Source organism: Helicobacter mastomyrinus, from assembly GCF_039555295.1.
Taxonomy (GTDB): domain Bacteria; phylum Campylobacterota; class Campylobacteria; order Campylobacterales; family Helicobacteraceae; genus Helicobacter_C; species Helicobacter_C mastomyrinus.
Map to the genome: position 1 here is coordinate 389,993 of NZ_CP145316.1, position 21,520 is coordinate 411,512.

At 39.2% G+C, this 21,520-nt stretch carries 20 protein-coding genes and 1 tRNA gene; 9 read left to right on the forward strand and 12 right to left on the reverse strand.

Annotated elements, in window-relative coordinates:
• Window positions 1-170 precede the first annotated feature (170 nt).
• From gmd to V3I05_RS01950, 3 genes are all read left to right on the forward strand, one after another.
• The gene (gene gmd, locus V3I05_RS01940) at window positions 171-1,280 is read left to right on the forward strand and encodes a GDP-mannose 4,6-dehydratase (RefSeq protein ID WP_300446753.1); all 1,110 of its coding nucleotides are present in this window, start codon (window positions 171-173) and stop codon (window positions 1,278-1,280) included.
• A 126-nt stretch (window positions 1,281-1,406) separates the two neighbouring features.
• Complete coding sequence (locus V3I05_RS01945) at window positions 1,407-1,688, forward strand: hypothetical protein (protein WP_343353841.1); 282 nt, start codon at window positions 1,407-1,409, stop codon at window positions 1,686-1,688.
• Window positions 1,689-1,809: 121 nt separating this feature from the next.
• A complete protein-coding gene (locus V3I05_RS01950) occupies window positions 1,810-2,124 on the forward strand; it encodes an FkbM family methyltransferase (protein WP_425531742.1) in 315 nt (104 codons plus the stop codon).
• 374 nt (window positions 2,125-2,498) lie between these two features.
• Here V3I05_RS01950 and V3I05_RS01955 read toward each other — a convergent pair whose 3' ends face one another.
• The 7 genes from V3I05_RS01955 to V3I05_RS01985 all read right to left on the reverse strand — a co-directional run bounded on the left by V3I05_RS01955 (window position 2,499) and on the right by V3I05_RS01985 (window position 10,910).
• On the reverse strand, window positions 2,499-2,861 hold the full coding sequence (locus V3I05_RS01955) for a chaperone NapD (RefSeq protein WP_300446757.1): 363 nt from the start codon (window positions 2,859-2,861) through the stop codon (window positions 2,499-2,501).
• A 20-nt stretch (window positions 2,862-2,881) separates the two neighbouring features.
• On the reverse strand, window positions 2,882-3,928 hold the full coding sequence (locus V3I05_RS01960; RefSeq protein ID WP_300446759.1) for a WD40 repeat domain-containing protein: 1,047 nt from the start codon (window positions 3,926-3,928) through the stop codon (window positions 2,882-2,884).
• Window positions 3,929-3,932: 4 nt separating this feature from the next.
• Window positions 3,933-4,460, reverse strand: a complete 528-nt coding sequence (locus V3I05_RS01965; protein WP_295700065.1) for a nitrate reductase cytochrome c-type subunit — start codon at window positions 4,458-4,460, stop codon at window positions 3,933-3,935.
• On the reverse strand, window positions 4,457-5,383 hold the full coding sequence (gene napH / locus V3I05_RS01970; RefSeq protein ID WP_300446761.1) for a quinol dehydrogenase ferredoxin subunit NapH: 927 nt from the start codon (window positions 5,381-5,383) through the stop codon (window positions 4,457-4,459). Before napH ends, V3I05_RS01965 begins: the two co-directional genes overlap by 4 nt.
• A complete protein-coding gene (gene napG / locus V3I05_RS01975) occupies window positions 5,383-6,204 on the reverse strand; it encodes a ferredoxin-type protein NapG (protein ID WP_300451456.1) in 822 nt (273 codons plus the stop codon). The genes napH and napG overlap by 1 nt, the downstream gene beginning before the upstream one ends.
• Before the next feature lie 21 nt (window positions 6,205-6,225).
• Window positions 6,226-9,039, reverse strand: a complete 2,814-nt coding sequence (gene napA, locus V3I05_RS01980) for a nitrate reductase catalytic subunit NapA (protein ID WP_300451429.1) — start codon at window positions 9,037-9,039, stop codon at window positions 6,226-6,228.
• Window positions 9,040-9,521: 482 nt separating this feature from the next.
• Complete coding sequence (locus V3I05_RS01985) at window positions 9,522-10,910, reverse strand: hypothetical protein (RefSeq protein ID WP_343353847.1); 1,389 nt, start codon at window positions 10,908-10,910, stop codon at window positions 9,522-9,524.
• Between the two features lie 218 nt (window positions 10,911-11,128).
• On the opposite strand from V3I05_RS01985, the gene V3I05_RS01990 reads away from it, so the two are divergent.
• From V3I05_RS01990 to V3I05_RS02005, 4 genes are all read left to right on the forward strand, one after another.
• Window positions 11,129-11,203, forward strand: a tRNA-Asn gene (locus V3I05_RS01990).
• A gap of 111 nt (window positions 11,204-11,314) precedes the next feature.
• On the forward strand, window positions 11,315-11,593 hold the full coding sequence (locus V3I05_RS01995; protein WP_300451434.1) for a hypothetical protein: 279 nt from the start codon (window positions 11,315-11,317) through the stop codon (window positions 11,591-11,593).
• A gap of 77 nt (window positions 11,594-11,670) precedes the next feature.
• Window positions 11,671-13,047, forward strand: coding sequence for an LTA synthase family protein (locus V3I05_RS02000; protein WP_343353849.1), 1,377 nt, complete (start codon window positions 11,671-11,673; stop codon window positions 13,045-13,047).
• Between the two features lie 7 nt (window positions 13,048-13,054).
• Entirely contained in the window at window positions 13,055-13,378 is a 324-nt protein-coding gene (locus V3I05_RS02005) for a hypothetical protein (RefSeq protein ID WP_343353851.1), read from the forward strand.
• 52 nt (window positions 13,379-13,430) lie between these two features.
• Here V3I05_RS02005 and V3I05_RS02010 read toward each other — a convergent pair whose 3' ends face one another.
• Complete coding sequence (locus V3I05_RS02010; protein ID WP_343353853.1) at window positions 13,431-14,498, reverse strand: ATP-binding protein; 1,068 nt, start codon at window positions 14,496-14,498, stop codon at window positions 13,431-13,433.
• Between the two features lie 61 nt (window positions 14,499-14,559).
• Window positions 14,560-15,720: a methionine adenosyltransferase gene (gene metK / locus V3I05_RS02015; protein WP_295700050.1), complete on the reverse strand. Its 1,161-nt coding sequence runs from the start codon at window positions 15,718-15,720 to the stop codon at window positions 14,560-14,562.
• A gap of 194 nt (window positions 15,721-15,914) precedes the next feature.
• Here metK and V3I05_RS02020 point away from each other — a divergent pair, with 194 nt between their 5' ends.
• Window positions 15,915-16,151 carry a hypothetical protein gene (locus tag V3I05_RS02020; protein WP_295700049.1) on the forward strand — a complete coding sequence of 79 codons (237 nt, stop codon included), beginning with the start codon at window positions 15,915-15,917 and terminating at the stop codon, window positions 16,149-16,151.
• Between the two features lie 848 nt (window positions 16,152-16,999).
• On the forward strand, window positions 17,000-17,158 hold the full coding sequence (locus V3I05_RS02025) for a hypothetical protein (protein ID WP_295700046.1): 159 nt from the start codon (window positions 17,000-17,002) through the stop codon (window positions 17,156-17,158).
• A gap of 539 nt (window positions 17,159-17,697) precedes the next feature.
• Here V3I05_RS02025 and serA read toward each other — a convergent pair.
• Genes serA through V3I05_RS02040 form a run of 3 tightly spaced genes read right to left on the reverse strand, consistent with a single transcriptional unit; the run spans window position 17,698 to window position 21,435 of the window.
• Window positions 17,698-19,278 (reverse strand): phosphoglycerate dehydrogenase, encoded by a 1,581-nt coding sequence (gene serA, locus V3I05_RS02030; protein ID WP_300450922.1) that lies wholly within the window; start codon window positions 19,276-19,278, stop codon window positions 17,698-17,700.
• A gap of 19 nt (window positions 19,279-19,297) precedes the next feature.
• Window positions 19,298-19,762, reverse strand: coding sequence for a hypothetical protein (locus V3I05_RS02035; RefSeq protein ID WP_300446770.1), 465 nt, complete (start codon window positions 19,760-19,762; stop codon window positions 19,298-19,300).
• A gap of 17 nt (window positions 19,763-19,779) precedes the next feature.
• Complete coding sequence (locus tag V3I05_RS02040; protein ID WP_300450919.1) at window positions 19,780-21,435, reverse strand: 30S ribosomal protein S1; 1,656 nt, start codon at window positions 21,433-21,435, stop codon at window positions 19,780-19,782.
• Between the last annotated feature and the right edge of the window lie 85 nt (window positions 21,436-21,520).

Sequence of the window (21,520 nt, forward strand, 5' to 3'; positions counted from 1 at the left end):
AATCCACACAAGAAGTCTTAGCCTCCTTTTTCCATATTCTATATTATTGCTCATGTATTCTTATTTTTAGAGTATTCCAATTTACACCCTGATTCATTGATATGACTATGTAATTTAAGCAAAAATATTTTATGATATATATTTTGCAATGGTTTTATAAAGGATATTTTATGAAAAAGGCGCTTATTACAGGTATCACAGGGCAAGATGGAGCATATTTAGCCGAATTTCTCCTTAAAAAAGGCTATGAGGTGCATGGAATTAAAAGACGAAGTTCACTTTTTAATACCGATAGAATCGACCATCTCTACCAAGACCCCCACGTTAATAATCGTAATTTCTTTTTACACTATGGTGATTTAACAGATTCTATGAACCTTACACGAATTATCGCTGATGTGAAACCTGACGAAATCTATAACCTTGCGGCAATGAGCCATGTAGCCGTAAGCTTTGATACGCCTGAATATACTGCTAATGCCGATGGCTTAGGCACGCTTAGAATCTTAGAAGCCGTGCGACTTTTAGGCCTAATAGAAAAAACCAAGATCTATCAAGCCTCTACAAGTGAGCTTTATGGATTGGTGCAGGAAGTGCCTCAAAGTGAAAAAACGCCCTTTTATCCTCGCTCACCTTATGCGTGTGCAAAGCTCTATGCCTATTGGATCACAATCAATTATAGAGAGGCTTACAATATATTTGCAAGCAATGGCATTTTATTCAACCACGAAAGCCCCATACGTGGGGAAACTTTTGTAACGCGTAAAATCACACGTGCTGTGGCTAAAATCGCTCTAGGATTACAAGATAAGCTCTATTTGGGGAATCTCTCTGCAAAACGTGATTGGGGACACGCAAAAGACTATGTGCGTATGATGTGGCTTATTTTACAAGCGCAAAAAGCTGAAGATTGGGTTATCGCCACGGGGGTAACCACAGAGGTAAGGGAATTTGTCAAAATGGCATTTGATGAGCTTGACATTGAAGTGGGTTTTGAGGGTGAAGGCGTCAATGAAAAGGGCTATATCATAGCGTGTCACGGGAATTTTAAACTTAAAAAAGACACAGAAGTAGTTAGCGTAGATTCTCGATATTTTCGCCCTACGGAAGTGGATTTGCTTATTGGCGATGCGAGCAAAGCACGAGAGAAGCTAGGCTGGGTGCCAGAATATGACTTAAAAGCATTGGTAAAAGATATGGTGCAAAGCGATTTAAAACTTATGCAAAAAGACAAATATCTTCAAGATGGCGGCTATAAGATTCTAAGCTATTTTGAATAAAATCTTAAACACAAAATGAAAGGAGAGTATTATGCTTAGTCATATCAAATCAAAGCTTATACCTAGCAAATAGCACTTCAAGCAGCTTCCGTATATATTAAGAAAGCTCTATAAATATCGCAATCAATGGGCGTTTTTGGGCTTATCGTATGCTCAATATCTACAAGAGTGTTTGTTATCAATTACTATCATCAAAAGCCTAAAAAAGCACAATATACGTTTATTGATATTGGTGCAAATGATGGCATAAGCTTTAGCAATACCTATCTTTTAGAGACTTTTCCTAAAACACATGGAGCATATCAAAATTGGCAAGGTATCCTTATAGAGGAAAGCTTCTTCTTAATCGTCAAGGTAAGAAAAATACAAAATATAATGTCGCCTTGTGTGATAGAGACGAGGAAGTAGAGTTTTTGCAAGTAGAAGGGGCGGCACAAATGTTAAGCGGTATTGTGGGCGAATATGATGCAAAACATCTCTCCCGTATAGAGAGTGAAATAAAAGCTGCGGGGGGGGGCAATATTATAAAATACAGGGTATGCGATTTGACACCCTTATGGCAAAGCACCATGATACAACTGAAATTGACTATCTCTCTATTGATGTGGAGGGGGGGGGGGCGGAGCTTAAAATCCTAGAATCGATTGATTTTACACCATATCGTATTAATCTCATTGGGGTAGAGGATAATTATCGCATACATCGGGCATTAGTGCCTCTTTACGCAAATGTAGATATAAAGAAATCGCCCATATTGGCTCTGATAGATTTTTTGAACGCACAAATAATTTATAAAAGAGGTGCTTTTAAATACCCTAAACTCTGCCTGAATACGATATATTGAGTTAAGCAAAAAGTAAAATTATAAAAGATTCCATCTTGGGCTTCATAGGCTAAAATATCGCCTCGCATAAAAATTAAACCATCTCATTATATTAGCTCCTTAGAGCATAATTACACTCCTAGCTAAGATAGGAGCAAAAGTTGCTTCTTAAAATGAGACAAAAAACTTTCTACCTTATAGAAAATTCGTATTTTTACAAGTAGAAAACACCTCACCCGTAACAAAAGCAGCAAATCTTACAAAGAAAAAAATATGTTTTTAATTTTAGCTTCAAAATCTACAAATGGCACTTTTGCTTTCTTGCAGAAGCAAGATTCTGTTTATTAGGCTACTTTAAGTTGATTAGGAAGAATAGTAAGTTTTGCAATCCTATGCTAATGCTTTTTAGTCTTACCCATAAGATGTGCGATTGAGCCCGCATAGGTGATATTTTCCGCAGGGATAGAATCATCATTAAGAAACTCACACACGCCATCACTATTAGTTTGAAGTCGTGCATTTAATTCCTCTTCTTGATAGGCATAGTGCATATTCGCGCTTACCACACCTGCTAAAGATTCTAAATGTTTATTAATCGCCATTTCCTCCTCTGTGCTTGGGGCTTCTAGCACCACTATGAGCTGCGCTGTTGCTTCATCTTCGATATAAATCTCACAGCCCTTTATCTCCCTAATACTTGCTTTGACTGCGTTAAAACTATCTTTTGTCGTTTTTACCACAATGCTTGAGATATTCATCTTTGCTCCTTTAAGACTAGCTAATCAAGCGTCCAAATAATGAAATTTTTATCATCATTGCCTGAAACAATCGTCTTTTCATCATAAAAAATAATGCTATTAATAAGCGAGGTCGCACCTTTAAGTATATATTTTTCCTCTAATGTGGGCAGATGGATAAGGCTTATATCATTTTGCTCATTCTTGCTAAATGCCGCTAAAGTCGCTTGAGGTGAGATACCCACTGCATAGATAAGAAAATCACTCTTAACGCTCCTGGCACTTTTGAGGCTAAAGGTTGGCTTTGTATTTTGCGAGTTACTTTGTGAAGTGGTGGAAACGGGAGTATCAAAAGTATAAATTCCCATTTTTCTATCCACACCGGCTGTAAGAATAACATTTTGCGAAGAGGCAATTTGATAGTTATTGTCCTTGTTGATATTATCAAGCCGCGCGAGAATCTTGCCATTTGCCACATCTAACACATTTACCACACCCGATTCATCGGTGCTAAAAATAAAGGGCGCATTCACACATAAGTTAGAAAAACCAGCTTGACTAGGCTGAGTAGTGTAGATAAAAGCAGCACTATCAATATCAAAAAGCCCGATTTCATTACTCAAAAATCCAACAACAAGCTTATTTTTATCAAAGGCAACGATACGTTTGGGCGAGGTTGTCGTAGTTAAAATCACTTGCATATCGCCCATAGCAGAGAGCTTAAGTATCTGCCTACCTCCACGCGAAGATTCACTTAACACAAAAAGATTATTGCCATCAAAAGTAGTAATATTAAACACACGTGGCGCATACATATTGCCAAAATAATCTTCAATTAATGGCAATGTAAGTGTAGCCTTCTTTTGTGCCTTTTTTGCATTATCCATCTCATAGATATGCACCTCGCCCGAAGCATTGCCAACATAAATGAGATTCTTAAATATGCTAATATACGTGATAATACCATCAGTATGTATCACTTGTGCGTTTTTACTCTCAATAGTAACAGGCGCTGCCCATAAGGGCAAAGCCACCACGCATAGCACATATACAAAATAACGCATATAAGGCAATAATAAGCCTTTCATAAGCCTACTTTACGCCCTCATTAAGAACATCAAGGAGATTTGATGAGCTTTTAGCATCTTGTGTGCGGAATGTAGGGGTAAAGGTATTTGCAACCGCAGGGGCTACATCTGCTTGTGGCGTATGACACAATACACAATTAAATCGTGCAGCGGCCACCTCGCCTAAATCTTTGTTTGTCCGCAAGTCATAGGTATGTGAAGCAGGCACAGGTATCGCACCCAAATCAGCGGCAAAAGCAGGGTCGTGGCACATAAGACATTGATTGTTATCTTGTGTGATAGGCAGCATACCCTCCGTGCTATGTGGAATCATAGGCGGTGCATTCTCGTAGGAGCGCTCAATCCTCGTGCTTTCACCCGCCATAGCCTCACTATATCCATATTGAAGCAATGCCACATCTTGCTCATTTTGCAAATCCACTTTTCTTAAGCCAATTTCACTATCTTTAAGTGCTTTCTCATTAGAATCTCCACAAGCAGCAAACACTAATCCAAGCAATCCAACAATAAAAATTCGTATGTATGTTTTCATTTTCTCTCCTTATGTGTGAAGTTTAAAATACTAAAATGCAGTGCATTATCATCGCACACCTCGATACATCTCCCACAGCGCAAACAAGTCATTGTTTTAAATGCACCATCTTCCTTGCCAACAGGCTTTAACACATCAGGCTCAGGGCATACTCGCACACATTGCATACATTTTGTGCAGTTTGCAAGTGTATGCTTCACACGCAAAAGTGCAAATTTGCCAATAAGACTATAAGTCGCCCCAAGCGGACAGATATGCCCACAAAAGCCATTTTTAACCACAAGCAAATCAAATAAAAATACCGCCAAAATAGCAAAAATACCAAATCCCATACCAAAAACTAAGCCACGATGTAGCATAGAGATGGGGCTAATAAGCTCAAATGCCGCTACACCAAATAATGCGCTTAAGATTAAGCTTAAGGCTAAAATCACAAAGCGGCTTGAGCGTGAGAGGAAAACCATACGTTGGGTACGATTAAACCCTAGTTTAGCGCGTAAGAAATTTGCCAAATCGGTTATGAGATTGATAGGGCATACGAAGGCGCAATACGCTCTTCCCAAAAATACGCCATAAAGAGTCGCTACGAGCAAAACACCCAGCCACACATCAAGCGCTAACCCACCACCAGCAAAGAATATTTGCAACGCAGCCAAAGGGTCGCTAAGTGGGAAGATTCCAAACCATTGCGCATAGCTTAGATTCCCCTGCGCGATATGGCTAAACACACTTGATTGCTTTGCTACTACCGAGCTAGAATCTCCAAGCAAAGATTCAATATTACCACCAAAGATAGTCACCTCTTCTTTGCTTTGCACGTTTTTAAGTGTGCCAATAGAGTAATTACCCAGCACAAAGAGCGCGAGAATAAGTAATTGAGCCAAACGTCTAAGAAGCAGGAATCTCATTTTAAAAAGCTTCATTACAAATCTCCAAACGAACTATTAAGATAGTCCAAAGTCTCATTAGGTAAGGCTTTAGGCTTATTTTTTTGCTCTTTTAACTCAAAAAGCCGATTTTCATCGAGCTTATCCCAACCTTTGATATAGTTTGTCCCCATCTTGCCTAACGCCACACTACGAGGCAAAACAATGATGGTAGGCAACTCCGTCACACAAGCCTTTTCGCATTTACCACAGCCCGTGCAATAATCACTATCTACCACAGGTAACAAGAATCCATGCTTTCCTGTGCGCTCATTACGTTTATATTCCAACACAATAGCTTTATCTATAAGCGGGCAAGCGCGATAGCACGCATCACATTGAATTCCCGCATAAGCCACACAATGTTTAGAATCCACCACCGCCACACCCATAGTCGCATTATTAATACTAGGCTCTGTGTATGCCACTCCAACCTCTGGCTTTTTAGGCTCATAAAGCCGCTTTATATCAAGCGCACTGGTAGGACAAGCTGCCGCACACGGAATATCCTCACACATATAGCAAGGCACTTTACGTGGCTCAAATAATGGTGTGCCAAGCGTAGTTTCATCATTTGATGTTGCTAGTCTTAATGTGTAAAATGGGCAAGATTCTACGCAAAGTCCGCATTTAATGCAATTAGCAATAAACTCCGCATCATTTTTACTCGCACCCGGTGGACGCAAAATATTGGCATTCCCGGCTTTAGCGACATTAATATATGCTCCCCATAAAAGCGCACCAAATAGGGCAAAACCAGTATTTTGCCCTATCTTTAGGAGAGCTTCTCGTCTTTTGGGATTGAGCGGTTCTTGCATTTTATTTGACACATTCTATCCTTATGCTTTATAGACTTTCACGGCACATTTTTTAAAGTCTGTTTGCTTTGAAAGCGGACAAGTCGCATCAAGACAGACTTTATTAATAAACACATTTTCATCAAACCAAGGCACATAGATAAGTCCTTTTGGTGGGCGATTTCTACCTCTTAAATCAAGCTTTGCTTTTACTTTACCCCGTCTTGATTCTACCCATACGATTTGATTTTGCTCTAGATTCTGTGCTTGAGCATCTTCGGGGTGCATATAGCAAAGTGCTTCAGGCACAGCACGATAGAGTTCAGGCACACGCATAGTCATCGTGCCAGAATGCCAATGCTCTAACACACGTCCGGTGCAAAGCCACATAGGATACTTCTCATCAGGCATTTCGCAAGGATCCATATAAGGACGGAGGAAAATTTTTGCCTTATTGTCAATACTCACCTTATCCTCATTAGGTGCTTTTAAATCACCGCCGGAGATACTCTTGCCCTTATTCCCATAGAATGCAAAAGCTTTGCCATTACCAAGTTTTTGTGCATAGAAGTCATATTTAGCATTAAAACGCCATTGCGTCTCTTTGCCATTGACCACAGGCCAACGCAAACCTCTCACACGATGATAGGTATCAAAGTCAGCCAAATCGTGTGCGTGTCCTAAGCCAAATTGACGATACTCCTCCCAAAGATATTTTTGGATAAAGAATCCATAGCCCTCAAACACCTCATCATTGCCACCCTTGACATTACGATAATCACCAAGAACTTCTGTATTTAGCTCATTTTTAAGCATTGAATCCTCTACGCTAAAGGCTTTTGCACGTTCATTAGCATAAAGCACATCATAGAGCGTATCACTCTCTTTGTAGCCCATCGCCTTAGCCGCCTCCAAAACGGGCTTAAGATTGAGCTTGTCATATTCTTTATTCCACACTTCAGCTAGAGTGAAACGTTTGGCAAATTCTGCCATTTGCCAAATATCAGGCATAGCCTCGCCGGGTGCTACAACTTGCTGTTTCCAATGCTGTGTGCGTCTCTCTGCATTACCATACGCGCCCCATTTTTCATAAATCATCGCTGTAGGTAAAATAAGATCTGCAACTTTAGCACTCACGCCCGGATAACATTCACTCACTACGATGAAATTATCTTGCTCTCTTGCTGCGGCAATCCAATGGTTCGCATTAGCCGTATTTTGCCACGGATTATTTACTTGCACCCACGCCCATTTGATATTACCATCTTCTAAATCACGCATAATTTTCAAATAAGGTGAGCCAAGATTGCCATTGAGTGTTCCAGCGGGGAGATTCCATATTTTTTCTGTTGTTTCACGATGTTTAGGATTACCCACAACCATATCCGCAGGAAGCCTATGTGTGAATGTCCCTACCTCACGCGCTGTTCCGCACGCACTAGGCTGTCCTGTGAGCGAGAATGCACCGCTACCGGGCTTACTTTGCTTACCAAGTAGCATATGCACCATATAGCTTTGCTCATTCACCCAAGTGCCCCTTTGATGTTGATTCATCCCCATCGTCCAAAAGCTCACTATCTTACGATTTTTTTCAATATAATAATCGGCTAAGGCTTGAAGCTTTTGCTTGAAAGATTCTAAGCTTTCATCGACATTGCCCTTAGCAAGTTTTGCAACAAAATCAAGATTATAAGGCTCTAAGCCCTTTTTGAAATCCTCAAAGCCAATACTCCAATGATTCCCCGCAACAGCGGCTTTATCCATTTTCATCTCATCACCTGCCCTGATACCTAAGTATTGCAGGGTAACGCCCTCATCATCACTCACCACCTTTGATACTTCTTTTGCCACAGTATCGCGTTCCTCTGGTAAGAATTTAGGGTGATTGGGATTATTCCTCATACCATAGCCAATATTCACAAAGCCCGTAGTAAATACGCAATTTTCTCGCACAAAAGCCTCATCAACGGCATTGCGCTTAATGATTTCTCTTGCAATGAAGTTCCAAATAGCCAAATCCGTGTTAGGCTTAAAGATGATTTCAATATCTGCTAAATCTGAAGTGCGGTTTGCATAAGTAGAGAGATTGATAATTTTTACATTACTATTGCTTAGCTTTCTATCAGTTACGCGACTCCATAGCACGGGGTGCATTTCAGCCATATTCGCACCCCAGGTCACAAAAGTATCGGTAAGTTCAATATCATCATAGCAGCCCGCTGGCTCATCAATACCAAAAGTTTCTATAAACGCAACCACCGCACTTGCCATACAATGCCGCGCATTAGGGTCAATATTATTACTTCTAAAGCCACCCTTGATAAGCTTTACTGCCGCATAGCCTTCTTGCACAGTGTATTGCCCCGAGCCAAACACAGCTATGCCTGTTGGTCCTAGTTCATTATAAGCTTTCTTAAAATGTTTTTCCATTTCATCAAAGGCTCTTTTCCAGCTAACAGGCACGAATTTGCCTTTTTTGTCAAACTCACCTTTATCATTGACACGCAAAAGAGGCTTGGTTAGTCTGTCTGCTCCATACATAATTTTTGCACAAAAATATCCTTTAATGCAATTCAATCCTCGATTCACAGGTGCTTCAGGGTCGCCCTTAACAGCCACGATTTTAGCGTGCCCATTGCTATCCTTTTGCGTAGCTACCATAATACCGCAGCCCGTCCCGCAGAATCTACATACAGATTTGTCCCATTTCCAAAGCTTTTGTGCATCTTGTGCCTCCGCACTCATCGCACTTGGAATGCTTAAGCCTACACTTGCCGCTGCTGAAGCTGCTGCTGCACTCTTCAAAAAGTCTCTACGCGAAAGTGTGGATTTATTTTCTTGCATTTTGCTTGTCATAAAACCTCCTTAAAATATCACTCACATTTGGGAATCTACATAGAAATCCAAATGATTGGATAGATTCTATCGTTGATTCTCATTTTAGGACATTGATAAAAATCAATCATAGTTAAAGATTCTCTTACTTTTCTACCCGATACCTCTATATATATTTATATATAATTTGACACCAAAAATAATCATATTGTTTTTAAGTGCCTGTTTTAGACTAGAGAATCTCTACCTTAAAAACTAACTTGATGAATGCGTAAGCAGTCATAAGTGTATCCTTTTGTCCTCGTAGCTTCGCTACTGCGAGATTTGTCCTTTTTTTGCAAAAGGACTGCATGGCGCACACGAGAGGCTTTGCCTTAAGCGTGCAAGACTTTTGCGAGGGCTTTAGCCTTGATAGCAAGGGCATAGATAGTAAGGACTGTTTAAAAAGAATATTTTATGTTAATAGAGGATATGCCTCACTCACACATCAAATAAGAAAACGATTAAAAATCAAAGCGGATTTCTGCCCTTGTCTTCCCATAAGTAACATCACCTAAATATTGTGCATAGAAGAGATTAGCCTTAAGTTTCTTATTAAACGCATAGCTTAAAGATGGGGCTAATTCAAAGAATTTAATACCCTTAGCATTTGTAGTTAAATCAGGGGCTCGTGCTACACCAAGATAAGCATAATTGTTATCCCCAGCTACATAACTTAAATCAAATCCTATTTTTAAAGGCTCTGTAACCTTTAATTCTGCGGCTGCATAGCCCACCATAATGCTTGTCCCCTCTCTTCCGCCAGAGCCTAACACACTAAAGCCTTCGCTTGAAGAGTTAAGATTGTTATTCCAAGTTTTGCCTGCGATATTAAGCCCTGCCTTAGAGGCTAAAAGCACTCCATAGCCATCACCAAAGCTTCCTAGATAGCCTAGTCTTGCACTAAAGCCTCCAAACTTTGCGCCTAGCTGGATATTATATATTCCTCGATTTTTTGCAAAATTACTATTATCAAATCCGCTATAAGTAGGAAAAGTGTTCGTATTCTCCCAAGTACTTATGCTGATAGGAGCATTTGTTGAGCCTGTTTGCCCTATCTGCCAATAGGGAGTATTATTCATCTTTGCTCCTGCCCCTTGCACTAAGAGATACACTTTATCCCAATCAAATCTTAATTCTCCAAAGGCTAGCACATCAAAAAGCCCTATGGCATTCCCTATACTTACATCTACGCTGAGTAAGTCAGCAATCTTATTGTTTTTTGGGGTTTTAAGATTCACAATTGTGAGATTATTCCCCATTCCCCAAGAGGCACTCGCAGGGGCAGAACCAACTAAAGGCTTATTCTTCATCGCATTAAATGCGTAAGCAAAGTTATTCGTAGCCCAGCTATCATAAAAAGCAATGCCAAACTCTACGCTAGAGAACTTGAAGCTCCCTCTAGCTCCTAAGCCCACATCGGTAGCCTTTTCTGTAAATGATGTGATGAGATTCATTCTCCCTACATCTGCGGAAAATTTCATAGAATCTGTGGTGATATTTTTACTCGCATAAAGTTGTGCAACTGCGAATCTATCGGGGAATTGATTATGTGCGGCAATAGCCTGACTGCCCTGCACGTCTCCATGTGTGTTATGCTCGGGTCTTTGGGGTGTGCTTGAGCCTTGATTGAGATATAGCCCAGCGGTGAGGGAATATCCATTGATTTCTTCACTTTTTGCGTCAATTTTAAAGCGATAGTGGTATCGATCGCCATACCCATTTGCTCCATTTACACCAGAATATCTTGCAAAAGCAAAGCCTTTGAATTGTATCCCCTCAAACCAGCTTTTTACTTCATCGACAGCAAAAGCACTCGTTGTAAGTATCAAAACAAAACCTATTTTTTTCATTTTTTCTCCTTAAGAACATTTTGTCGCTTTCAACACATTGCAGTGTAAGAAAGTGATGTAAAATTGCGCAAAGAACAAAGTAAAAACGATGTAAAGTCAATATTTATATAACTAAAACTGCCTTTAAGCGTTGATAGCCTCCCTCTTGCAAACACGGCATTAATGCTTATTCTTGACAAGGGCATAAAAATTATATATAATCTCAGGCTTTAAAATATTCCGGATTAGCTCAGCGGTAGAGTAGGTGGCTGTTAACCACTTGGTCGCAGGTTCGAATCCTGCATCCGGAGCCACTTAGCTTCAATCTCTTTTTATATCTAGTCCTGTCTAAAATCAAACTTTGTTTTTACAAAATCTTTTGTTACAATTATGCGATTACATTTTTAGCTTCAAGGATTTTCTATATGCTTTATTTGAGAGTTTTAATATATCAAGTGCTTTTACTGAGTGTTGCGCTGTTTTTATGCTGTGCTATTGCTCGTGGTGTGATGGTAGCACACTATCTGCCCTCCTCTTTATGGCAGGAACACTTCAGCGATTTTAGCGCAATGTGGCTTGTGGGTGCAAAACTTGATATGCGCTCTATTGGTATTACTATGCTTATTTTTATGGCTATATCATACATCGCTTATTTATTTTCATATCTTTTAAGGCGATTAAGTGATATTAGGGGGGGGGGGTAAGATACCCTTGTAATATTTACCTTAAACTTCTTGCATACATTCCCGCATATTATACCTTTTTATGTGGCTTTACCTTTATGGTTGCTGCGATTGTGAATTTCTACTATTTTCGCACTTATGGGAACAAAATCGATGTTTTTATTTTTGTGTTAAAAGATGATGATACCCTTGCTATCCTCTCTATTATGTGGCAGGATTACCCGCTTGTGATAGGCATTATATGCGCTTTGATTTTTGGAATCTTCTGCTCCTATCTCTATAAGATTCCATACAAAATATATCTCAAGAATATACTTAGAATTACCCCTCATCGTTTTTATATTATACGTCAAATGAGCGGACAGCTTTTATTGATTATCTTGCTTGTTATTGCAGCTCGTGGTTCACTAGGGACGTTTCCTCTTAAAGAAGATAATTACTCTATCTCTCCCTTACCTATTTTCAATCACTTAGCGGCAAATCCACTTATGGCGTTTGCTTGGGCTATGAGCAACTACGAACAAGATTCAACCTTCACACCACCCTCACTTACCCAAGGAGAATCCTTACAACAAAAACTTTTTCCATTACTGCGTGTAAGCGCAGATTCTGCTATTGTGCGCGATAATCCTCCCCATATGGTGCCTAATCTTATGGAGAGTTTTGGCACAAACTTACTTATCTATGATGATAAGGAAAATAATGATTTGCTAGGAGCCTTAAGGCAGCATTTTGAAGAGGATTTTGTCTTTTATCGCTTTTTAAGTGGGGCTAATGGCACGGCTGGCTCATTTGCCGCTCTCTTTTTTGATAGCCCCACAGCACAAATTGCATTAGGCAAATACAAAACTACAGCCCTTGCGCTTAATCCCTTTAAGCTCTATGCTAATGCAGGATACGAAGTTATATATATCACATCAGGTTATGCCTCGTGGCAGGGTTTTGGGGCGTTTATCTCACTGCAAGGAGCGCATCATATCTATGATGCGACCTATCTTATGAAGCATTTTCCACAAAGTAAGGCAGATAAAAGCGCATATGGTGTGAGCGATGAGTATATCTATAAACTTGCCTTAGAGATTCTAAATAATGCTACAAAACCTACTTTTATTGCTATGCTTACTACGAGCAATCACCCACCTTTCCACCTCCCACGCACTTATGTGCCAAAGCCTATAACACTTCCGGATACGCTTCTCTCCCTCCGTACTTATGAATCCCAAGAGAGAATGAAAACTGCCGCCTTACTCTATCAATATGCTAATGACACTTTTGGGTATTTTATGAATATGCTAAAAGCCTCTCCTCTTGCTCAAAATACCATTGTAGCAGCAAGTGGCGACCATCGCCTAAGAGACTTTAATAGCAATACAAGCACGGATAAAGCCCTCTACTATGCTGTCCCTCTCTATATGTATGTGCCACCACGTTACCTCCCAAATACATTACGACTCTTCACGTGTAGGCTCACATAAGGATATATTGCCCACACTTTATGATTTAAGTTTGCCTCATACGACTTACATTAGTATAGGAGGACGCAATATCTTAAGCAAAGATGATGATGAGCGATATGCCTTTGGTTTCAATCAGCTTGTGTGGATTGATAAAGATGGGATTTATCCTATCCCTACCGAAGTAGGCTATAAGTGGGCAGATTCTGCACAAAGTTTTGGACTTTTATCCACTAATGAAAGTTTTATCCTTAATGAAAAGAAAAAGCAATTTGCGCAAGAATACAAAGAACTTTTTGATTACAGCATACGATGGCGCATTTTTGATATGCAGGATTCAAGCTTTGAGTAGCCTCAAAAAATGCCAAAGTGCGTTACAATCCTCGCCTTTTTAAGGCACCTACTCACACACTAAATTCAAGGGCGAAGTTAATAAAGCTCATCGCCTCCCACTGCATAGATTCTAACCCCCGAAGCGACACTCTACCCCTACCCTCAAAATCAAAGGTAATCACATAAATGCGTGGGTAGCTCGTGCGAAAATGTGCGAGTTTAGATTCTATACTCTCACGTGTGGCAAATGGGAGGAATATAAACACCCCAAGATCGCATATAAACTCCCCCATATCGCCATAGCTCACCGCCTCACTCACGCCATATCGCTCACAAAAGTTCAAAATCTCTAAAAGTAGCATATTTTCTAGTATGGCTTGAAGATGCTTATGGTTACTCACGCATAAGGGCAAAGTAAAATCATAGAAATAGAGCTTTTTATGCTTTTGTTTACTATGTGGCACGAGATAAATCATACCTCGCTCTTCAAGTGAGTGCAAAAGCGGGTAGATTCTATCTTTTGAAATTTTATGCGTTTTTTTCAATATGATGTAGATATGGTGAATACTTAGCTTTTGGGCTTGAAAATGCAGTAATGCACTAAAAAGGTGAAAATCATTTTGCAAGGCAAGTTTAAGAATCTCCTGTTTGCGTGGGATTTTATGACTAGGAGAAAGCGATAAGATTTGCACAAGATTCCCATCTTTAAGAAAGCTATTAAAAAGATGTTGAATAGAGAAATTTTTATTATCAAAACTCACATATTCCTCAAAGCTTAAAGCACGTATGTGTTTAGGCACAAAACCCTCCGGGCAATGTGCAGGAGAAGAGGCAATAAGAATGATATGTGGGAGATTGGGCAGAGAAATATGCGGTGTATAATTATCCACGATTAAAAGCTCAATAGTGCGCTCAAGATAGGATTTAAGAATGAGCTTATTGGCAGATTCTATATCAGTGCGACAATCCACACAATTAATATAAAGGCATTTTTTGTATGCCTTACTATGTAAAAGCGCGATAGCACTCTTCCCTACACTTGGTGCGCCATAGAGAAAGCTTTTACCCACCTTGAGCCCATATCGGCGAGGTAAAATCCCCGCCACATCATCAAGGTAAGTTTTAGATAATTCTTGCATAAAATATTCTTATGACTTCAAAGGTTTAATGGCGAGTTTAAGAATCTTTATAGATTCTAAGCTACTTCACACCGCAAAAATCTCTAATCGCTGCTACCTTATCGGTTTTTTCCCAACTAAAATCAGGCAATTCACGTCCAAAATGCCCATAAGCCGCCGTTTGACGATAAATAGGGCGCAATAAATCTAAAGATTCTATAATACCCTTAGGTGTCAAGCGGAATATATGCTTCACGCATTCTGTGAGTTTAGAATCTTCGACTTTACCTGTCCCGTGCGTTTCTACCAAGATTGAAACAGGCTCTACCACGCCGATAGCATAGGCTACTTGCACGGTGGCTTTATCACATACACCACTTGCCACAAGATTCTTTGCTACATAACGTGCTGCATACGCTGCGCTTCTATCGACTTTGCTTGGGTCTTTCCCGCTAAATGCCCCGCCGCCGTGAGGACAACTACCCCCATACGTATCTACGATGATTTTGCGTCCTGTAAGCCCTGCATCGCCTTGAGGTCCGCCTATAACAAACTTCCCTGTGGGATTGACAAAATAGCGGATATTATCATTTAAATATTGTTTAGGCAACACTTTTTGCACGATTTCTTCAATCACAGCGTCTTTTAAATACGTTTGCTGTGTCTCTGGGCTATGCTGAGTAGAAATCACAATCGTATCAATCGCCACAGGCGCACCATTTTCATAGCGCACAGTAACTTGCGACTTCCCATCAGGGCGCAAAAATGGCAATGTACCATCCTTTCTTTTCGCGGCCAAACCCTCTGTGAGACGATGAGAGAGCCAAATAGGCAGAGGCATAAGAGAGGGTGTTTCCTTACACGCATAGCCAAACATCAGCCCTTGGTCGCCCGCTCCTATCTCACCATCCTCTCTATCTACGCCCTGATTAATATCGGGGCTTTGCTCTCCAATACCATTTAGCACAGCAGCGGAACGATAATCAAAGCCATAGAGTGCGTCTGTGTAGCCGATTTCTTGCACAACTTTACGCGCGATATCTTGCATAGGTGCGTAGATATGTGTCTTTAACTCCCCTGCAATCACGCAAAAGCCATTGCTTACAAGCGTTTCACACGCTACACGCGCCTTTTTATCGCGCTCGATAATGTAATCAAGCACCGCATCACTAATTTGGTCAGCCATTTTATCAGGGTGTCCTTCTGTAACAGATTCCGAAGTGAAAAGAAACGAATTTTTCATAAACTCACCTTGTAATTTAAATTTTGCGTAAAATTTTAGCAAAAAAAATTAAACTACATATTGTATTTTAATTTTTTTGCTAAAGTTAAATATTTTTAGCCACTACACAAACTTTAAATTATGCAAACAATATTACTTATAAGCATAAAGAGATTAAACTAAGTAATAATGTCTTTTTAGGATTGCAACGCATTATGCAAGATGTGGAATCTAAGTTTAAAGCAAACAATCTGCATTTTTCTATCTATGGCGCTATGCACAAGTATGAAAAGCAAATGCTTCAAGCTAAGAGCGCAAGGGATACACTAAAACATAATCATTTTAAGGGCTTAGATAATCTCAAAAATGCTATAACAAGCACACACCTTACAGCAAAAAAGCAGGTAAGAATAGAGATTCTAACCTTAGAATCTCACTTGATAACCAAATGAAGTGCGGTTATAAATGTATCCTTTAAGCGCACACGAGAGGCTTTGCCTTAAGTGTGTAAGACCTTTTGCAAGTGTGGATTAGCACTTCGTGCGAATGCGATGCTTTAGCTGCAGTAGCAAAGGCATAATAAACTAGAGAAACTTTATGAAAATGTTACATCAGTATCACCTCAATGTAGCTTAGAATAGCAATATTACATTTTTTGCTAATGCAATAGCTTTTAGCCTCAAAGACAAAACAAAATCATTTAAAGAGAAACAATGAAACACAAAGTTGTAATGAGCCTTTTGCTTATGCTTGGATTATAAAGCGGAATAGAACCTAGAATCTGTGTTTTGATGAACAAGTTAGTCCCCATCCTTTTTACTTAGAGAACTACAAGAAGCCTATAATGCTTGTATTTGCCTGAGAGTATTCTTTATGATAGAATCTCATATAAGGGAACCATAAACGCAGTGTTAAGTATCAATGAATCGATACCAAAAGCACACATAGAGTTTCAAAATTTTACAAATGAGATAATGAATATAATGTCGAAATAGAATAGAGGCAAAAGCTTTACAAATTGACAATTTAAGGATAAAAATGATTGGATACAATCCCGATTTTTAGACAAAACAAGCTTTTTAAGCAAAGTCTAAAGCGATAATTTACTAGACATAGGTGCAGATATAAACTTAAACGAGTTGATTACAAATATAGGAAATCATAAATCCATTGCCTATAAGTTATGCTTTGATTTTGTCTATACTTCCGCTATTATCGAGGGAATATCTATACAAGAGGAGAGGCGGAGACATTATTTGAAACACACCTCCCAATAAGCTCAAAGAGTGTAGATGATCAAATGCTACTCAACATCAAATCCGCCCTTGATTATATCCTGCAAGAAAAGCTTATCATTACAAAGCACAGCATAAGAGAAATACATCAATTTTTATCTCAAGGATTATTGCCAAAAAAGGCACAAGGCAGTGTAAGAGAGTTAGCTGTAGCAAGGCGATAGATAACCTCATAAAGACAAACAATGAAACACAATACAAAAAGCAAAATCGACTAAATACAAAATTAGGATCTAGCCAAAAGGCAAAAGCGTTTATGCACACTGCTTCAAATACCAAAGATACAGAAGATTCATTACGCGATAGAAAGAACTTTACATTCTATCTAAGTCAAAGCCTTTGATTGCAAATAGAGCCATTCCTTGGATGATTTGTTTTTTTGGGGGGGGGGACAAGGGAGCAAAACACAAAATGCGCAAAGTGCATCGCTTTTTCAACAATAACTTTTAAAATAAATGAGATGTGATAAAAACTTCTTGCTTTGCAATGTAAATTTTGCAAAGCAGATAAAAACACAATGCCTAGAAAACTATTTGAAAAAAGGCATATCACTCTCTATAAAACAAAATCCGCACAATGCAAAGATACACAATATGCTAATCTGGTTTCATTCACTCAAATGATTGTAAACATTAACGGCACATTACTTATAAGAAAAGAAATAAAAGGCTAAGTCATAATACGAGAACATAGCCCAACTAGATTATATATTAAGCACCTTAACACTCAAGCACGCGGGGATTTCCTCAAGCTGCTTGATAGCTACTTCAGGTAGTTGTGAATCTACAAGTATAACCGCCATTGCTTCTTTATTTTGACGTGCGAGACGAAAATCAGCAATATTCACTTGATGATTCCCTAATGTGCTACCCACAAGCCCAATCACACCCGGCACATCGGTATTTCTAAAGAATATGATTCTACCCTTTGGCTCAATATCAAATTGAAAATGATTTATCGAAGTAAGGCGCAGATGTCTATCTTCAAAAACCGTCCCACTTAAGCTAATACTCTCATTTTGTGTGCTTAAAGTGATATGGATATGATTCTTATAGGTATCACTTACTTGCTTTATGGAAGTTTTCACCTCTATGCCTCGCTCTTTAGCGACAAAAGGTGCATTTACATAATTAATCTTATCGCCCAAACTCGCATTGAGCGCACCCACAAGCGCAAAAGTTTTAAGAGAATCCACATAAGCGCCAATCTCGCCTTGCGCTTCTATATGAATGGAGGTAATCACGCCCTTATTTGCCTGTACAGCCAAAAATCCTAGTTTTTGCATTAATTCAAGATAAGGCTTTACCACACTTGGCAATTCGGATTCTTTCACGGGGAGATTGAGGGCGTTAGCATAGCTTGAGCCACGAGCAGCCTCGATAGCCGCCTGCGCAGCTTGAATGGCGATTTGCTCTTGAGATTCTAATGTATTTGCCCCGATGTGCGGCGTTACATAGACATTTGGCAAATCAAGCAGCGCATCATCAATAGCTGGCTCTTTATTAAACACATCAATCCCTGCCCACTTGATTTTGCCACTTTGAAGCCCATCATATAAGTCTTTTTCATTATACAAACCCCCACGTGCGCAGTTAATAAGTATCACGCCATCTTTCATTTTAGCAATCTCTTTAGCGGTAATCATATCCTTTGTTTCAGTGTTTTTAGGCGTGTGAATCGTAATAATATCGCAAGAGAGAATCTCATCAAAATTGCTTGTGTAGGCGATTTCTAAATCTGTCGCCTTAGATGGCAGGATATAAGGGTCATAGACTAATACGTCCATTTCAAAAGCTTTAGCGCGGATTCCCACGCGTGAGCCGATATTACCAAAGCCAATAATACCAAGCTTTTTACCCTTTAGCTCAATGCCATACCAATCTTCACGTTTCCATTTACGCTCATTTTTGAGTTGTGCATTTGCACTGGGGAAATTCCGCACGGCATTGATAAGATGTGCCATTGTAAGCTCAACTGCGGCAATAGTATTGGCTGTGGGGACATTCATCACTACAATACCCTTGCGAGAGCAGCCATCAATATCGACATTATCTACGCCCACGCCTGCACGCACTACCGCACGTATTTGGCCTGAAGATTCTAAGAATCTCTCATCGACATTGGTCGAGCTTCGCGTAATCACCACATCGGCATTAGCGATTTTACTAAGCAATTCATCTTTAGGTAAGGAAGCGAGATTCTCCATTTCTATATCATTTTGCGCTCTAAGCAAGTCTAAGCCGCTTTGATGAATGTGGTCGCATACGATGACTTTGTATTTCATATCTTCTCCTTTTTGTAATTTATTGCACACTAAATTGCAAACGATAATATTTCAAATCTGCTAAAAGCTTCTCATACATTGCCTCATCATCAACAAATACCATAAGCTTTAACACATCACCTAACCTGTAATATGCTGTTTCAATATTATTTTGTGCTAAGACCTGTTTCACACAGGCAAACTTATATTCATCAAGCCCATCAATACTAATAGTTGATGGAGCTATGGGCTTAGAATCTTCAGTGAGAAAGTCAAATTGCACACTAAGCTCTGTTGCTGGATAAGCATAGGGTAACTCATTGCTATCAGGGACAAAGCTGAGCCAAGTTTCCTCTTTATGCTCTACCGCCCCATTGATTTGGGGAATCTCCATAGGCTGAATATGGAATGGAGGTGCATTTGATATTCTATCCATATAAATCACACCATAAATTGCTCCACCTATCACTACCAAAAGCCCTGCAAGAAATATGAGCTTTTTCATTATTTATTAATATTCTCCTATAAGCGATTTTTAAGCTTATCACCAAGCGTCATTTTTTCTTCAGTATTAAAAGATTTAAGAGTTTCTTTTTCCTTTTGGCGCTCTAGCCTCCTAATAGAAGCTCTTATCTTATTGTTTTCCTCATCGATATGAGCTATCACGCATTCAATGTCATCACCTACTTTTATTTCTTCTTTTTTGAGTGGATAAACATCTTCATTGCGAATAAGTGCCTCCATCTCATCGATTTTAACAAAAATGCCAAAATCTTTTATATCTATCACCTTGCTATGCACCACATCATCAACTTTATGCATTTTTGCAAATTCTTTTGCAGGAGATTGCTTAAGCACTTTGTGTGATAGAGAAATTCGTTCGTTTTCTCTATCAACTTTGATGATTTTTACCTCTATTTCATCACCTATTTTAAAACCATCTTTACATTTAAGATTTTTATTCCAATACGCATCTTCATTATGGAGTAGTCCATCAACCCCGCCAAGATTCACAAATGCTCCAAAATCTGTTAAAGTAGCTATCTTACCCCTAACAACACTACCAACTTGATGTGTTTTAGCAAAATGCGCAAATGGTTTGTCAAGCAACTTTTTTAATGATACACGCAATTTTTTATTCCGTGTATCAATCTCTATAATCTCTACATCAATCTCCTGCCCTACGCTCAAATAATGTGAGGGGTGCTTGATATTTTTATCCCAAGAGATTTCTGAAATATGTAAGAATCCCTCAATATCATTGCCCAAATCTACAAAAGCCCCATAAGGCTCAATATTGCTTACACTTACTTTAATAGCATAGCCTACTTCAAGCTCTTTTTCAATCTCTGCCCACGGGTCATCGCCAAGTGCTTTCATAGAAAGAGAAAGTCTGCGCTTTTTCTCATCATATCCTAGCACTTTTACCATCACCTCATCGCCCTCTTTAAATTTCTTGGCTGGATTAATAGGTCCTTTATGGCTAAGCTCTGTATAATGCACAAGTCCTTCTACACCACCCACATCGACAAAGATTCCAAAAGGTGCTATTTTCTTTATAAGACCTGTTTGTGCCTCATCATTTTGTAAAAACTTGCCACTTAATGCTTTACGTTGCTTATCATCAATCTCAAAGAATCGTTTGCGCGATACGATGATTGAGTTATTTTCCTTATCAATATTAACAATGACTACCTTGTAGATTCTACCCATAGCCTTGTCATCTTCACGTATTGCAGAATCTCTACGTGGCAAGAATATATCTACGCCATCATACTCCATTACATAGCCGCCTTTATTTCTTTTAATCACCTTTGCTTCTATGATTTTATCTTGATAGTCATCTGCTAACTGCGCAATTTTCTCAACAATTTTTTTCATCTTTTGTGCTTTTGTATATGACGCACTTGGTCCTCCTCGACCATATGTTACAAATACTTCAATCTTATCATTCTTGTTAAATAGCACATTGCCTTTTTCATCAGTAATTTCAGATACTTTTAATTTTGCTTCGCTTTTTTCATTTGCAATAGCTACCATTGCATATTCATCATTGATTTCTACGATTTCGCCCGTTTGAATCGCGCCTGTGGCAGCCTTTTTCTCACTTGCTTCTAACAAACTTGCAAAATCTTCTTCATCATTTAAAAAGTCATCATGATCTAAATTGACTAACATCAATACCCTTTATGTATTAAGATTAAATTCTTAAGATTCTAGCAAAGCAAACCTTGCCATAGCTTAAAGAACAACATACATACAT